General features: G+C 40.2%; 14 protein-coding genes, 1 tRNA gene and 1 pseudogene. 14 read left to right on the forward strand and 2 right to left on the reverse strand.

Annotation, left to right across the window (positions count from 1 at the left end; all coding sequences use genetic code 11):
* The first annotated feature begins 118 nt into the window (after positions 1–118).
* A complete protein-coding gene (locus MTN96_RS24685; protein WP_036981643.1) occupies positions 119–1753 on the forward strand; it encodes a CTP synthase in 1635 nt (544 codons plus the stop codon).
* Between the two features lie 96 nt (positions 1754–1849).
* Positions 1850–3148 carry a phosphopyruvate hydratase gene (gene eno / locus MTN96_RS24690; RefSeq protein ID WP_069440017.1) on the forward strand — a complete coding sequence of 433 codons (1299 nt, stop codon included), beginning with the start codon at positions 1850–1852 and terminating at the stop codon, positions 3146–3148.
* A 122-nt stretch (positions 3149–3270) separates the two neighbouring features.
* On the opposite strand, the gene mutH is transcribed toward eno, so the two are convergent.
* A complete protein-coding gene (gene mutH, locus MTN96_RS24695) occupies positions 3271–3942 on the reverse strand; it encodes a DNA mismatch repair endonuclease MutH (protein ID WP_069440016.1) in 672 nt (223 codons plus the stop codon).
* 521 nt (positions 3943–4463) lie between these two features.
* Between mutH and rppH the strand changes: the two genes are divergently transcribed.
* From rppH to MTN96_RS24755, 12 genes and pseudogenes are all read left to right on the forward strand, one after another.
* Positions 4464–4982 carry an RNA pyrophosphohydrolase gene (rppH, locus tag MTN96_RS24700; RefSeq protein ID WP_013465620.1) on the forward strand — a complete coding sequence of 173 codons (519 nt, stop codon included), beginning with the start codon at positions 4464–4466 and terminating at the stop codon, positions 4980–4982.
* Positions 4983–5005: 23 nt separating this feature from the next.
* Positions 5006–7270 (forward strand): phosphoenolpyruvate--protein phosphotransferase, encoded by a 2265-nt coding sequence (gene ptsP, locus MTN96_RS24705; RefSeq protein ID WP_036981653.1) that lies wholly within the window; start codon positions 5006–5008, stop codon positions 7268–7270.
* Between the two features lie 83 nt (positions 7271–7353).
* On the forward strand, positions 7354–8163 hold the full coding sequence (locus MTN96_RS24710; protein ID WP_248532975.1) for a sulfite exporter TauE/SafE family protein: 810 nt from the start codon (positions 7354–7356) through the stop codon (positions 8161–8163).
* Positions 8164–8175: 12 nt separating this feature from the next.
* Entirely contained in the window at positions 8176–8979 is an 804-nt protein-coding gene (gene lgt / locus MTN96_RS24715) for a prolipoprotein diacylglyceryl transferase (RefSeq protein ID WP_064663050.1), read from the forward strand.
* Between the two features lie 13 nt (positions 8980–8992).
* Complete coding sequence (locus MTN96_RS24720; protein ID WP_069440013.1) at positions 8993–9844, forward strand: thymidylate synthase; 852 nt, start codon at positions 8993–8995, stop codon at positions 9842–9844.
* A gap of 17 nt (positions 9845–9861) precedes the next feature.
* Positions 9862–10740: a UTP--glucose-1-phosphate uridylyltransferase GalU gene (gene galU / locus MTN96_RS24725; RefSeq protein ID WP_013465615.1), complete on the forward strand. Its 879-nt coding sequence runs from the start codon at positions 9862–9864 to the stop codon at positions 10738–10740.
* A 276-nt stretch (positions 10741–11016) separates the two neighbouring features.
* Positions 11017–11794 (forward strand): annotated as a pseudogene (locus MTN96_RS37175) (SPOR domain-containing protein); the annotation flags it as partial.
* A gap of 18 nt (positions 11795–11812) precedes the next feature.
* Positions 11813–11974 carry an SPOR domain-containing protein gene (locus MTN96_RS37340; protein WP_083238700.1) on the forward strand — a complete coding sequence of 54 codons (162 nt, stop codon included), beginning with the start codon at positions 11813–11815 and terminating at the stop codon, positions 11972–11974.
* Between the two features lie 67 nt (positions 11975–12041).
* Positions 12042–12635, forward strand: a complete 594-nt coding sequence (locus tag MTN96_RS24740) for a FlgO family outer membrane protein (protein ID WP_069440012.1) — start codon at positions 12042–12044, stop codon at positions 12633–12635.
* A 12-nt stretch (positions 12636–12647) separates the two neighbouring features.
* Positions 12648–13325, forward strand: coding sequence for a FlgO family outer membrane protein (locus MTN96_RS24745; RefSeq protein WP_069440011.1), 678 nt, complete (start codon positions 12648–12650; stop codon positions 13323–13325).
* 8 nt (positions 13326–13333) lie between these two features.
* Entirely contained in the window at positions 13334–14011 is a 678-nt protein-coding gene (locus MTN96_RS24750) for a FlgO family outer membrane protein (protein ID WP_069440010.1), read from the forward strand.
* Between the two features lie 74 nt (positions 14012–14085).
* Positions 14086–14160 (forward strand) — tRNA-Arg (locus tag MTN96_RS24755).
* A gap of 204 nt (positions 14161–14364) precedes the next feature.
* Here the strand turns inward: MTN96_RS24755 and MTN96_RS24760 are convergent.
* Positions 14365–14631 (reverse strand): transposase (locus MTN96_RS24760; RefSeq protein ID WP_248532977.1); only part of this gene is annotated, 267 nt, incomplete at its 5' end.

Genomic DNA, 14631 nt, shown 5'->3' on the forward strand with positions numbered 1-14631 from the left:
ATTTTTAGCTGGATTGCTTAGCTATGTTTTGGTACAATTTCGCCCCGTCTTGTTTATATTCCAAAATCACTTGTTTGGGTATTATATTCCTTTTAATTCCTGATATTCTAGGGTTCGCATGAGTACAAAATTTATCTTCGTTACTGGCGGAGTTGTTTCTTCGTTGGGTAAAGGTATTGCAGCAGCATCGTTGGCCGCTATTTTAGAGGCCCGTGGCTTAGATGTTACCATTTTAAAGCTGGATCCTTACATCAACGTTGACCCAGGCACAATGAGCCCAATTCAACACGGTGAAGTATACGTTACCGAAGACGGCGCAGAAACGGACCTTGATTTAGGTCACTACGAACGTTTTATTCGCACCAAAATGACCAGCCGTAATAACTTTACGCAAGGGCGCGTATATGAAGATGTACTACGTCGTGAAAGACGTGGCGAATATCTTGGCGCAACAATTCAGGTTATTCCTCATATCACTAATGATATTAAGCAACGTGTTTATGATGGCGCAGAAGGCTATGATATAGCAATCGTTGAAATTGGTGGTACGGTAGGTGATATTGAGTCACAACCATTTATCGAAGCTATTCGTCAAATGGGCACAGAGATTGGTCGTGAACGTGCGCTATTTATTCACTTAACGCTAGTGCCATTCTTAGGCCCTGCCGGTGAAGTGAAAACAAAACCAACTCAGCACTCAGTTAAAGAGTTACGCTCAGTCGGTATTCAACCAGATATTCTTATTTGTCGCTCAGACCGTAAGCTGCCAAATAACGAGCGTGCAAAAATTGCATTATTCACAAATGTTGAAGAAAAAGCCGTTATTTCACTGCCTGATGTAGACAGTATTTATAAAATCCCTGCGTTATTAAAGTCGCAAGAGTTAGACAACTTTGTATGTCGTCGTTTCCATTTAGACGCGCCTGAGGCTGATTTAGCTGAGTGGGAACAAGTATTGTATCAAGAGTCTAACCCAACGGGTGAAGTGACAATTGGTATGGTTGGTAAATACATTGAATTACCGGATGCATACAAATCAGTAAACGAAGCATTAAAACATGCGGGACTAAAAAATCGTTTAACTATTAATATTCAATACGTTGATTCACAAGACTTAGAAACTAAAGGAACCGATATCCTTTCTCGTTTAGATGCTATTTTAGTGCCAGGTGGTTTTGGTGGTCGTGGTGTTGAAGGTAAGATTTTAGCGGCTAAATATGCTCGTGAAAACAAAGTGCCTTACTTAGGTATTTGTTTAGGTATGCAGGTTGCGTTAATTGAATACGCACGAAATGTTGCCGGTTTAACTGATGCAAACTCAACGGAATTTAATGCAAATTCAGAGGCTCCAGTGGTTGGTTTAATCACTGAGTGGCTAGACGCTGAGGGTAACGTAGAAGTACGTGATGAAAAGTCTGATTTAGGTGGCACAATGCGTTTAGGCGCACAAAAATGCCATTTAACGCCTGGCTCTAAAGTGCACGAAGTGTATGGCAGCGACGAAATTGTTGAGCGTCACCGTCACCGTTACGAAGTTAATAACAACTTCGTTGCACAGCTTGAACAAGCAGGTTTAAGCTTTACTGGTTTATCTGAAGATAAAAAGCTAGTAGAGATTATTGAAAATAAAGATCACCCTTGGTTTATTGCAGCGCAATTCCACCCGGAATTCACTTCAACGCCACGCGATGGTCATCCGCTATTTGAAGGGTTTGTAGCTGCGGCTCATACCTACCAAAAAGCGTCTTCGTAATTTAAAAAAGGCTGTGCATATTGCGCGGCCTTTTTTGTTTCTAAGGCTGGCCAAGGTTAGCCGTACTCACCATTTTGGGAATATAGAGGAATCAAGATGTCAGAAATCGTAAAAGTAATCGGTCGTGAAATTATGGACTCGCGTGGTAACCCAACTGTAGAAGCTGAGGTATATTTAGCTGATGGTTCATGGGGCCGTGCTGCTGCACCATCAGGTGCATCTACAGGAACTCGCGAAGCATTAGAATTACGTGATGGTGATAAAACTCGTTATTTAGGTAAAGGCGTATTAAAAGCGGTAGGTTTCATTAATAATGAAATTGCAGCGGCTTTAAAAGGTCAAAATGCACTTGCTCAAAGTGATGTAGACCAAGTAATGCTTGATTTAGATGGTACTGAAAATAAAGAAAAACTAGGTGCTAATGCTATTTTAGCGGTTTCACTTGCTAACGCAAAAGCGGCTGCACAATCTAAAAAAGTAGAGCTATACGAGCACATTGCTGACTTAAATGGCACGCCAGGTGTTTACTCTATGCCACTACCAATGATGAACATCATCAACGGCGGTGAGCACGCTGATAACTCAGTAGATATTCAAGAATTTATGGTTCAGCCAGTTGGTGCTGCTAATTTCCGTGAAGCATTGCGTATGGGTGCTGAAGTATTTCACAGCCTTGCAAAAGTGCTTAAAGCGGATGGTCATTCAACAGCTGTTGGTGACGAAGGCGGTTTTGCACCAAACCTTGCATCAAACGAAGCAGCACTTGCAGCAATTAAAGTGGCTATTGCAAATGCCGGTTATGAGCTTGGTAAAGATATTACGCTTGCACTTGATTGTGCTGCCTCTGAGTTTTATGACAAAGAAGCAAATATCTACGACCTTAAAGGTGAAGGTAAAAAGTTTACCTCTGAAGAGTTTAACTACTTCTTAAAAGACTTAACTGAGCAATACCCAATTGTATCAATTGAAGATGGCTTAGATGAGTCTGATTGGGATGGCTTTGCACATCAAACTAAACTAATGGGCGATAAAGTTCAATTAGTGGGTGATGACTTATTCGTAACCAATACTAAGATTTTAAAACGTGGTATCGACAATGGTATTGCTAACTCAATCTTAATTAAGTTTAACCAAATCGGTTCACTAACTGAAACGTTAGCGGCTATTAAAATGGCTAAAGACGCTGGTTTTACTGTTGTTATCTCTCACCGTTCAGGTGAAACAGAAGATGCAACCATTGCTGATTTAGCAGTAGGTACTGCTGCAGGCCAAATCAAAACAGGTTCATTAAGTCGTTCTGACCGTGTAGCTAAGTACAACCAATTGCTTCGTATTGAAGAGCAATTAGGCGCTAAAGCACCGTACAATGGTTTAAAAGAAGTTAAAGGTCAGTAATTCTTTAATTTGTTTAAAATTATAAAAATCCTCGCTATGTTATGCGGGGATTTTTTATGCGTGTTATAAAGTAATGGGAAGGGCTGTCCATAGTGAAGCTACAGTAGAGAACCTAAGACTAATTACAACTGAAACTGCTGTTTTAATATCTCTTTTGTAAAACTGGTTTTTAAATAAAAGCCACGGGGCAGGGTTTGTATAATTTGTCCGTTCGGGCCTATGGCATCGGTAACTACTTTGCTATTAGCAGCTTTTGGCCGTATTTGCATGGCGTCGCCTAAATGCCCTGATATTTCATCTACCCGACCAAGCGCAATCAACTCCATTTGTTCTTCCCAATCACGCTGTAATTGCGCATCTTGCGCGGGGGAGGGTTGCCACAAAAAGCCACTGCCTATGGTTCTATCAAACGGGGCGATATTGCGCTCACTTAAAATAGGTAACCATAAAACATGATTCAACTTTTTACGTACGCTACTTGTGTGCCAGGTCATGCCAGTTACATTCATTAGTGGGGTAACCGACACAAAGGTGGTTTCTAGCGGTTTACCTTTATATGAAATGGGCAATGTTTTGAGCTCTATACCTAAATCTTCAAAGTCGGGGAGCGGTTTTGAACCGGCCGTTGCGCCTAAAACATACTCTATCAGTTGACCTGTCCAGCCTTTTTCACGCAATAAATCATCTGGCGTTTTAAAGTGGTACTGCTGTGCTAGTTGTCCTAGTGTGAGTCCTGCAATAGCATCGACACGTTGCATTAATTGCTTGATTGAATGAGGTTTTAAAGGTTGCATACTGTTTATTTTAGTTGAATAAATACCAACGCCATGATAGCAAATTAGGGTGTTAGTGGATATCTTTAGCGGTTGGTTGAATTTTGTTCGCATTGTGTGTGGTGCAATTTTATGCGCTGTTTTAAAACGCCAAGCTTAGCTAAGTAACTGAACTGCATTATTTTTTTTGTTTTTAGTGTTCAGTTTTAATTAAGGTCTATATTTGTTGTAAGGATAAATACAGATGTATAAACATGTTTATCCACAGATTCTGTGGAGAACATCACCTTTTAGATCTTGCATTGTGGATTTGTTTGCTAAATGAGCGTGTTTTACAAAAGTTATGCACAAGCTGTGAGTAACCAGCACAAACAGTGTGGTTTTTATGTATGGCAGTGTTATTTGTTATTTACATGCAATGGATTTTGCTATTAATTTGCCTTAACCGAGGACGTTAACGAGGCTTGTACGTAATAGTATTTGCCGTATTGCAGCTAATGTGGAACAATCATAAAAAATCGACTTACAAATGAGGCACTAAGGTGATTGATGCCGAAGGTTTTCGTGCCAATGTCGGAATTGTAATTTGCAATAATCAGGGGCAAGTGTTTTGGGCCAGACGCTATGGTCAACATTCTTGGCAATTTCCCCAAGGCGGTGTTGATGATGGTGAAACACCAGAACAAACTATGTACCGTGAATTACACGAAGAAGTAGGTTTGCGACCAGAAGATGTAGAAATAGTTGCAAGCTCAAAACATTGGTTACGCTATAAATTACCCAAACGATTAATCCGCCGCGACTCAAGTCCGGTGTGTATTGGGCAAAAACAAAAATGGTTTTTACTGAAGTTACGCTGTAAAGATGAAGATGTAAATTTACTAAAAACGCACCATCCTGAATTTGATGATTGGCGGTGGGTGAGTTATTGGTATCCAGTAAGGCAGGTAGTATCGTTTAAACGGGATGTTTATCGACGTGTTATGAAAGAGTTTGCTCCTTTTGCTATGCCCTTCAATAAGCGAGAGCAACAAAAAGACAATTGGCGAAGCAAAAGGTAGTTTTACATAAAAAGGAGCAGTGTATGCTGGCAACACTCAGATCGATAGCTGAGTCTGTTTCGCAACAAGCGAATTTAGACGATGCGTTAGTGTGCTTTGTGAAAATGGTAAAAGATGCCATGAATACCCAGTGCTGCTCCATTTATTTTGCCGATTACAGTCAAGATAACTTTGTACTAATGGCCAGCGAAGGGTTAAACCCCAATGCGGTGGGTAAATTTAGAATTGGCTTTACTGAAGGACTTGTTGGGCTAGTTGCTCAGCGCGAAGAGGCGATTAACATTGCGTTTGCTAAATCGCATCCTCGCTTTAAACTCTCCCCAGAAGTGAACGAAGAAGGCTACAACGCTTTTTTGTCTGTGCCTGTTGTTCATCAAAAAAAGGTATTAGGCGTTATTGTTGTGCAACAGAAAATGGCTCGAGTATTTTCTCAAGATGAAGAGTCGTTTTTAATTACGCTCTCAGCGCAGTTAGCTTCACAGCTTGCGCATGCCGAAATAAAAGAAGTATTGCGTCAAGATGAGTCGTCTCATCAAACATCGGTTTTAAAAGGGGTGTCTAGTGCGCCAGGCATTAGTATTGGTAAAGCCTTTGTTGTTATTCCTAAACTTAATTTTAAGTCCATAGAGCTTACTAAAAATAGTGATGTGAATGAACAACGCCGTTTATTCACGCAAGCGGTTGCTGCAACGCGCAAGGAATTTAGCACCTTATCGATGACATTAAGCGATACCATACCGCAAGAAGCGTTGGCGGTGTTTGATGTGTATCAGCAATTATTGGATGCTAAAAGCTTAGGTCATAATGTTGAGGCACAATTACAAGAAGGTTGGTGTGCAAAAAGTGCATTAAAAATTGTGATTGAACGTTTAGTTGCGCAGTTTAATGAAATGCAAGACCCTTACATTAAAGAGCGTGCGGTTGATGTTAAAGACATTGGTTTACGGGTGCTTCATCACTTAGTGAATACCGAGCATGCAATAAAAGACTACCCTGAAAACACAATCCTCATCGCTCACACATTAACTCCTGCGATGTTAGCCGAAGTGCCAAATGAGCGTTTAGCAGGTGTGGTAAGCATTAATGGTTCAGCTAATAGCCATGCCTCTATTTTAACGCGAGCAATGGGGGTGCCTGCAATTTGGGGTATTGAAGATTTACCGTTATTGCAGTTTGATAACAAAGAAATGATTTTAGATGCTTTTGCTGGACGTTTATATATTTCGCCTTCGCAAATGCTTATTGATGAGTATACCGAGTTACAACATCAAGATAACTTACTCAATAATCGTTTTTTAGAAGAGCAATCGCTGCCTGCAATTACCATGGACGGGGAGCATATTAGTTTATTGCTCAACGCTGGGCTTGAACTTAATACGCAACAAAATAGTGCCCATATTTGTGATGGTGTTGGTCTTTACAGAACCGAAGCGTGGTTTATGCAAAAAGGGCAGTTTCCATCGCAGCAAGAACAAGAAAAATGGTATCGAGAAGTACTCAGTAGCTATTATCCTAACCCCGTAGTTATGCGAACGTTAGATATTGGTGGCGACAAAGTTTTAGATTATTTTAATATTACCGAAGAAAACCCGTTTTTAGGATGGCGTGGTATTAGAATTAGCCTAGATCATCCTGAGCTTTTTTTAGATCAGCTCAAAGCCATGCTCAAAGCGAATGTTGGCTTAGGTAATTTAAAAATAATGCTGCCTATGATCAGTGGCACTGATGAAGTTGAAGAGTCGCTGGCATTGTATAACCAAGCCTATTATGAGTTAAGCGAAACATTTCCTGAGCAACTAATAGAAAAGCCAGATATTGGCATTATGCTTGAGGTACCTTCAAGTGTATTTATGCTGCCAGAGTGGTCTAGAAAAGTCGATTTTTGCTCAGTGGGTAGTAACGATTTAACTCAGTATTTATTAGCGGTAGATAGAGCAAATGCCCGTGTGGCCGATTTATTCAATCCTTATCATCCAGCTGTGTTACGTGTATTAAATAATATTGCCAGCGAATGTGAGCACTATGAATTGCCCTTTAGTTTATGTGGTGAGCTTGGCGGCGATCCCGAGGGAGCAATATTACTCATTGCCATGGGCTATAGACGCTTAAGTATGAACTTATCGTCGTTAAATAAAGTGAAATGGGTGCTTAGGCGCTTAAATGTTAGTGATATGGAACAATTACTGAGCGAGTGTTTAGCACAGCCCAATGCTAAACAAGTGTTGCGTTTAACCCGTAATTTTATGATAGAGCATCAGCTAGGTAATTTATTTTATACACCTAAATGATAGGGCTGTTATAAATGATAGAGCTGTTATTGTTTATATAATCAATTAAAATATACATATTCTTAAATGTATTAGAGATAACTATGTATGAACTAGGACTTCTAGTTGCAAGTTGTGCGTTATTAGGTTGCATTGTTGGTTTTTTAGCAGGACTTCTAGGCATAGGCGGTGGTTTAATCATTGTGCCGGTGCTAACGAGCTTGTTACTGGGTTTTAATGTGGCCGCTGCCGATCATGTATTAGTTATCGCTATTGCGACATCTTTAGCCTCTATTTTATTTACCTCGACCTCTTCAGCGTTAGCTCATCATAAAAATGATAATGTGCCTTGGAAAATTGCCCCTTGGGTAATGTCGGGTGTGGCCATTGGTGCCTTGATTAGCGGCTTTGCTGCCAGCTTTATACCTGAGAAAATGTTACGAACCGTGTTTGCGGTGAGTGTGGTTTTTATTGCTATGAGAATGGTGCTTTCTGCCCGTAATAAAGTGAGCGTAGGTCACCGGATGCCTGCAGGCCCCGTGCTAGGAAGTATTAGTGCGATAATGGGGGCACTATCTGGGTTGATTGGGATTGGCGGTGGCGCATTACTTGTGCCTATGCTGCACTATTTTTCGGTTGATATTAAAAAGGCAATTGGTTGCGCTGCTGCATGTGGTATTGTAATCGCCTTTTTTGGCTCTATTGGTTATATCAGCGCCGGTTGGCGAGTAACAGACTTAGCGCATGGTTTTATGGGATTTGTTTATTTACCTGCATTGTTAGGGATTGTTGTTACCTCATGGTTTATAGCGCCAATAGGCGCCAAAGCAACACATTACTTACCTGTAAATACAATTAAGAAAGTTTTCGCGATGTTACTTGTTATCATCGCTATTAAAATGGTTTTTAGCTAAAGGTTTATTTTTATGGCACTGGAGTTTCCTCAAATTGATCCAATAATTTTTTCTATTGGACCACTTAGCGTTCGTTGGTATGGATTAATGTACTTAATTGGTTTTGCGTTTGCGATGTGGTTTGCTAATCGCCAAGCTAGTAAGTCCGGTTCAGGTTGGACTAAAGACGAAGTCAGCGATTTACTCTTTTACGGCATGCTGGGCGTTATATTAGGTGGGCGTATTGGTTATGTTCTGTTTTATCAATTTAGCTATTTTATCGAAAACCCCTTATATTTGTTTAGAATAGACCAAGGAGGCATGTCGTTTCATGGTGGAACACTGGGGGTGATCACTGCAATTGCTATTTTTGCTTACAAGCGTAAAAAATCGTTATTACAAGTCGGTGATTTTGTAGCACCTTTAGTGCCTGTTGGTTTACTGGCTGGGCGTATAGGTAACTTTATTAATGGCGAATTATGGGGGCGTACCACTGATGTTCCGTGGGCAATGGTGTTTCCAACTGGAGGCCCGCTTGCACGCCACCCTTCACAACTTTACGAAGCTTTTTTTGAAGGGCTTGTATTGTTTGTCATATTACTGTGGTTTATTAAGCGTCCACGTCCTGCGGGAAGTGTGTCGGGTTTGTTTTTACTGGGTTACGGCGTATTTAGATTTTGTATTGAATATTTTCGCCAACCAGATGCGCAATTGGGGTTATTTGCCGACTTTATCTCTATGGGGCAAATTCTATCGTTACCAATGATAATTGGCGGGTTAGGCTTACTTATTTGGGCCTATAAACAACCACAATCAAAAACAGCGGCAAAAGCTTAAAAGAAGAAGTTAGATGAAACAATATTTAGAATTATGTCAGCGCATTGTTGACCAAGGACAATGGGTTGAAAATAAGCGTACCGGTACACGTTGTTTAACGGTTATAAACGCTGATTTAGAATACGATGTGGCTAATAATCAGTTCCCTATGATTACCACGCGAAAAAGCTATTACAAAGCAGCTATTGCTGAATTGTTAGGTTATTTAAGAGGCTATGATAGTGCTGAGCAGTTTCGTAATATAGGCTGTAAAACTTGGGATGCCAACGCCAATGAAAATAGTGCCTGGCTCAATAATCCTAATCGTAAAGGTGAGGATGATATGGGGCGCGTTTATGGCGTGCAAGGACGAGGCTGGCAACGCCCTGATGGTACAACACTAGATCAACTGGCAAAGGTCATCAATAATTTAAAAAATGGCATTGATGATCGCGGTGAAATTATTACCTTTTATAATCCAGGTGAGTTTGAGCTTGGCTGCTTGCGCCCATGTATGCATACGCATACCTTTTCATTACTAGGCGACACCCTGTATTTAACCTCGTACCAACGAAGTTGTGATGTACCGCTAGGTCTAAACTTTAATCAAATTCAATGTTTTGTTTTATTGGCACTGGTTGCACAAATTACTGGCCACAAAGCCGGTAAGGCATATCATAAAATCACCAATGCCCACATTTACGAAAATCAGCTAGATTTAATGCGAGATGTGCAATTAAAGCGCGAGCCATTTGCTTCTCCTCAATTAAAAATTAACCCAGAGATTAAGTCGCTCGAAGATATAGAAACATGGGTAACACGTGATGACTTTGAGGTGGTTGGTTATCAATGCCATGAAGCGATTCAGTACCCATTTTCAGTTTAAAAAATAAGGAGAGCATAATGAAAGCAGTGATCCCCGTAGCCGGCCTTGGAACACGTATGTTACCGGCTACTAAAGCAATTCCAAAAGAAATGCTGCCCGTTGTAGACCGTCCACTCATTCAATACGTAGTTAGCGAAGCGGTTGCCGCTGGCATTAAAGAGATAGTGCTAGTAACGCATTCGAGTAAAAACTCGATTGAAAACCATTTTGATACCAGCTTTGAATTAGAGGCAACGTTAGAGAAACGTGTAAAGCGGCAATTACTTGCCGAAATACAGTCTATTTGCCCTAAGGACGTGACGATTATTCATGTACGTCAAGGTGAAGCAAAAGGCCTAGGCCATGCTATTAACTGTGCCGCCCCTATTATTGGCAATGAACCTTTTGTGGTTATTTTACCCGACGTTATTATTGATGATGTAGAAAGTGACCTAACAAAAGACAACTTAGCTGAAATGATTACTCGCTTTGAGCAAACTAAACACAGTCAAATTATGGTTGAGCCAGTCCCTAAAGATGACGTAGATAAATTTGGTGTTGTGGATTTAGGTGATGTTGAGTTAAACCAAGGTGAAAGCTCACCTATTCAAAGCATGGTAGAAAAACCACCCGTTGACGAGGCACCTTCAAACCTTGCTGTGGTTGGTCGTTACGTGTTGAGTAAAAATATTTGGCCATTACTGGCTAAAACCCCTCAAGGTGCTGGTGATGAAATTCAGCTAACAGATGCAATAGCCATGCTTATGCAAGATGAAAAAGTAGATGCCTACGCAATGAAAGGCCGAAGCCATGATTGCGGCAGTAAAATTGGTTATTTAAAAGCAACTATTGAATTTGCTCTTCGTCGTGATGAATTCGCCGGTGAGCTTAAAACGTTTATTAAAACGTTAATTTAAATAAACTTATCATTATTAGAAGCGCCTATATGGCGCTTTTTTTGATTGTAAAATAGCTTTTTTAGTATTTTAAATTATCACTATTTTTGCAGTTATACAGACATATTTAACATTGTGCTGTAATCGCTATGTTAAAGCAGGTTGTTTTGTTGTTAACGTGCTTTATTGATTCAATTGAAAATTGACTTAATTGAGCGGTCTAAACTATTGAAAGAGAAACAATCAATATATGAATACAGCAAAAAGTATCACCGATATCTGTTAGTCGTATTACTGTTGTTATTAAGTACTGGTTGTACGATATCGCCTGATAAAACATCATTAAATGAACAAGTTAAAGATTCACCTGAATATGTAACCATCACAGCGCTCGAGCTTGCTCAACTAAAAGATGCCGCCTTGCAATGGCAGCAAGCACGCTCTGGCATAAAGCGGCTATTAAAGTTAGAACGTGAGCTCACATATTTAGTTGATCACCTAGATATTATTAACAGTAAAGCAATAGCGTAATCTAATCAGGCTGTTAGCAATCGTTATGCTCGCTTATCAATTAAGACTAATACCTCGGCAAACCTCAGGTATGGCAATAACTACGCAAGCACCTCAGATAAAGTTGAACGACCAAGGCAAAGGTATAGTAACCGCTACGCAAAATCCTATAAAGGGGACGCTCCATACAATCAGCGACACAGTAGTCGCTATGCTAGCGTGCCTACAAAAATAATTACAGCCCCTTCAAAAAGCTACAGTAAGCACGCTGTTAGTTTGCCTGTGAAAGCAACGAACTCAATTGTGAAGAAAAAAGTATTCCCTCAAACATCGAAGCTAACAAAAGTGACAATGGTTGATACCAACAAAAAAAGTATTTGCATTGCAGGTTGCGTCACTCGATTCACAAGAGAGTGTTGCTAAAAAATGGAAGCAAATTAACAAAAAAGCAGCGCCTTTGTTTAAGGACAAAATCACGACAAATATTGAAAAAGCAAAGGTTAATAACAAAACCTATTATCGATTAAAATTAGGTGAGTATTTTAACTTTAAAAGTGCATCTTCATTATTTCAGGGCGAATTTGTGGCGAATGTAGAAACTATTAATGTAAGTGGGGTTACTTACTACCGTTTAAAGCTTGGAGCTTATCAAAATCAAGCGAATGCCGCTGCTGATTGCGATAAACTAAAACAGCGCCAAATCAACTGCATTGTGAGCCATTACACCCAACAGCCATTAAAATAAATATGTATCTAGGGTATTAGGCATAATAATTGCTATGTAACTATTATGTTTTTAGAGGATGGCAACTATGCGCCTTTTGTTACCCTTACTATTATTAAATTTAGCGGGCTGTAGCTTAACACCCCAGCCAAAGCCGAGTATAAGCACTGATGCGCCTAAAGCGGTTATGGCACCTTATACGCTTAACCAGTACGTAAATAGCTTGAGTGCCCAGCTTAGCCATATTAAAGAGCCTTTTAAAAGCACCGCTTCAATTGCGGTCAGTAGCTTTTATTTAGCAGATGCCCTAGATTCTCATGTTGCTCAAGGGCAAGGGGCAGGGCTTAGCCAGCAAATTCAGGAAAGCTTAATAACCCAATTCACCCAATTAGGTTATAACACGGTTGAATACCGGCTTGAAAACCAACTTAACTTATCAGCGAGTGCAGACTCAGTACTTAGCCGCAATACTGGCAATTTAAAGCAGCGTCAGATTATTGACTTTGTCATCACCGGTACTTTAACCCGTCAAGAGCATGCTTATATTGTTAACGCGCGCATGGTAAATATGCAAACTAATCAAGTTGTATCTGCCGGCAGTACTGAAATTCCCATCAATGTGATGTGGAGCAATGAAAAAATACAGCAGCGCGGTGACTATATTTACCGCAGTGAATATTAATTAGGAGCGCACATGAAACGCCTACTATTAACTTTATGTTTGCCACTAGGCTTTGGTTGTTCACAAATGAAAAACCATAGTGACACACAAATTACCGACGATGCACCTATGTTTTTTGAGCAACGTCCTGTAGCCGCACCTACACAAAGCGACTCGCTGTATCAAAATAAAACAGCAGTGATGAATAAAAACAAACAAGTTAACACGCCAACACGCAAAAATATTAATCACTATGTGCGTGGCATCATGCAAGACATGGCTGAAAATTTACAGTACGTAAATACTAAAACGCCATTGGCGGTATCGAGCTTTGTATTTTTAGACCGTGACTATAACAATGCTGGCTTAGTGGGCAATCAAATTGCCGAGAGCTTTATGCATGAGCTACATAATTTTGGTGTACCGGTAATCGATTTTAAAACCACCGATTATATGCGTGTAACCCCTGGTGGCGATTTTGTTTTTAGCCGCGACTATTTAGAGCTTAACCAAGAACAAAACTTTAGTTACGTATTAGCAGGCACGTTAGTAAACCACCAAGGCGGCATATTAGTAAATGCACGAATTGTTGGTTTAGCGAGTAAAGCGGTTGTAGGCTCTGCACAGGGCTTTATTCCGCAATCAGTTGTTGATGCGCTAAATAGCAGTAACAGTGCTGATGGCATTATGCTTAAACAGGCGAGTAAGTGAGGTTTATCATGGCTAACTTAGCTAAGCGCTCAGCTTTAATTAGCATAAGTGCATTATCACTATTACTTTCAGGCTGTAATTTACTTAGTGAATCTAACATGGCTGAATCCGCCAAATCTGAGCCAGAGCAAACAGTGGTAAGTGATCTTGATTTTAACCAAATCATGTCGCAAATGCAGCGCAATGACGAGCAAGAGCAATATGCTGATACAACGCAGTTTAACCCTAACAAGCATCATAAAAGCTTAGTTAACTACGTAGAGCAAATGGCACTTGATTTAACCGACACCATGCAAGTAGTCCCGCAAGATGCAGCGATTGCAGTCACGTCGTTCGTTGATTTAGACGCAAGTTTAACTACAGCAAGCCAGTTAGGTAATCAGTTATCAGAAACTTTTATACATCAGCTACAAAAGTTTGGTTATAGCGCGGTTGATTTTAAAACAGCCAATTTAATTACCGTTAATGAACAAGGCGACTTTGCATTCACCCGAAACACTAGCAAGCTTGCAGGTACGAATATAGCCAGCCATGTTTTATCGGGTACATTAATTTACCGTGCAGATGGGGTTGTTGTTAACGCTCGCGTGATAAATATTGAAAATAAGCGCCTTGCCGCCAGCAGCCGAACATTTATACCGCTTTACGTATTAAATAAAGAAGATATATATTTATCAAGCAATTAACTTAATTTGAGGCTTGATATAAAAAACCAGATACCGTTATAATTTCCAAACACTTAGTACTTAGCACCCAGCGTGGCCTCTTAGTTAAATGGATATAACGGCCCCCTCCTAAGGGGCAGTTACAGGTTCGATTCCTGTAGGGGCTACCAATAAAATCAATGAGTTACGCTCTTTCTTTGTTTCTATATCAACTCTATGTAGTCTATTTGTAGCAATGTCAGCTATGTGCCCAGACTGTGTAAAAACTAATTTTTAATAAATTGTCTTGGGTATGTTCTTAGTTTGAAACCATTTAAGATGGTTGCGATCGATTTTTTCTCAGTATCGCAATTTTCTCCGCGCGAGCGAAACTGCTATGGCAACGCTACTCTAATTGCTTTACTTAGGCCGTTAACTCCCATAATTGTTATCATTCTTCTGAAGTTGTAAGCTAGGACATGAAGACTTATTTCTGTCCCCACGCTTTTTAAACCTCGTGTTAGTAAGTGGGTAGCTCCCATCCAGAGTTTAATTGTGCCAAAGGGGTGCTCAACAGTTTGCTTTCGATGAAGCATCAATTCAGGTTCATTCTTTAGCTTTTGAAGCATTTCTTCTGTCAGAATCTCATGCACCCACCGCCT

Source organism: Pseudoalteromonas sp. 2CM28B (genome assembly GCF_023161935.1).

Coding starts and splice junctions, on each gene's coding strand:
- MTN96_RS24685 (WP_036981643.1), top strand. CDS start 119: ATGAGTACAAAATTTATCTTCGTTACTGGCGGAGTTGTTTCTTCGTTG.
- eno (WP_069440017.1), top strand. CDS start 1,850: ATGTCAGAAATCGTAAAAGTAATCGGTCGTGAAATTATGGACTCGCGT.
- mutH (WP_069440016.1), bottom strand. CDS start 3,942: ATGCAACCTTTAAAACCTCATTCAATCAAGCAATTAATGCAACGTGTC.
- ptsP (WP_036981653.1), top strand. CDS start 5,006: ATGCTGGCAACACTCAGATCGATAGCTGAGTCTGTTTCGCAACAAGCG.
- MTN96_RS24710 (WP_248532975.1), top strand. CDS start 7,354: ATGTATGAACTAGGACTTCTAGTTGCAAGTTGTGCGTTATTAGGTTGC.
- lgt (WP_064663050.1), top strand. CDS start 8,176: ATGGCACTGGAGTTTCCTCAAATTGATCCAATAATTTTTTCTATTGGA.
- MTN96_RS24720 (WP_069440013.1), top strand. CDS start 8,993: ATGAAACAATATTTAGAATTATGTCAGCGCATTGTTGACCAAGGACAA.
- galU (WP_013465615.1), top strand. CDS start 9,862: ATGAAAGCAGTGATCCCCGTAGCCGGCCTTGGAACACGTATGTTACCG.
- MTN96_RS24740 (WP_069440012.1), top strand. CDS start 12,042: ATGCGCCTTTTGTTACCCTTACTATTATTAAATTTAGCGGGCTGTAGC.
- MTN96_RS24745 (WP_069440011.1), top strand. CDS start 12,648: ATGAAACGCCTACTATTAACTTTATGTTTGCCACTAGGCTTTGGTTGT.
- MTN96_RS24750 (WP_069440010.1), top strand. CDS start 13,334: ATGGCTAACTTAGCTAAGCGCTCAGCTTTAATTAGCATAAGTGCATTA.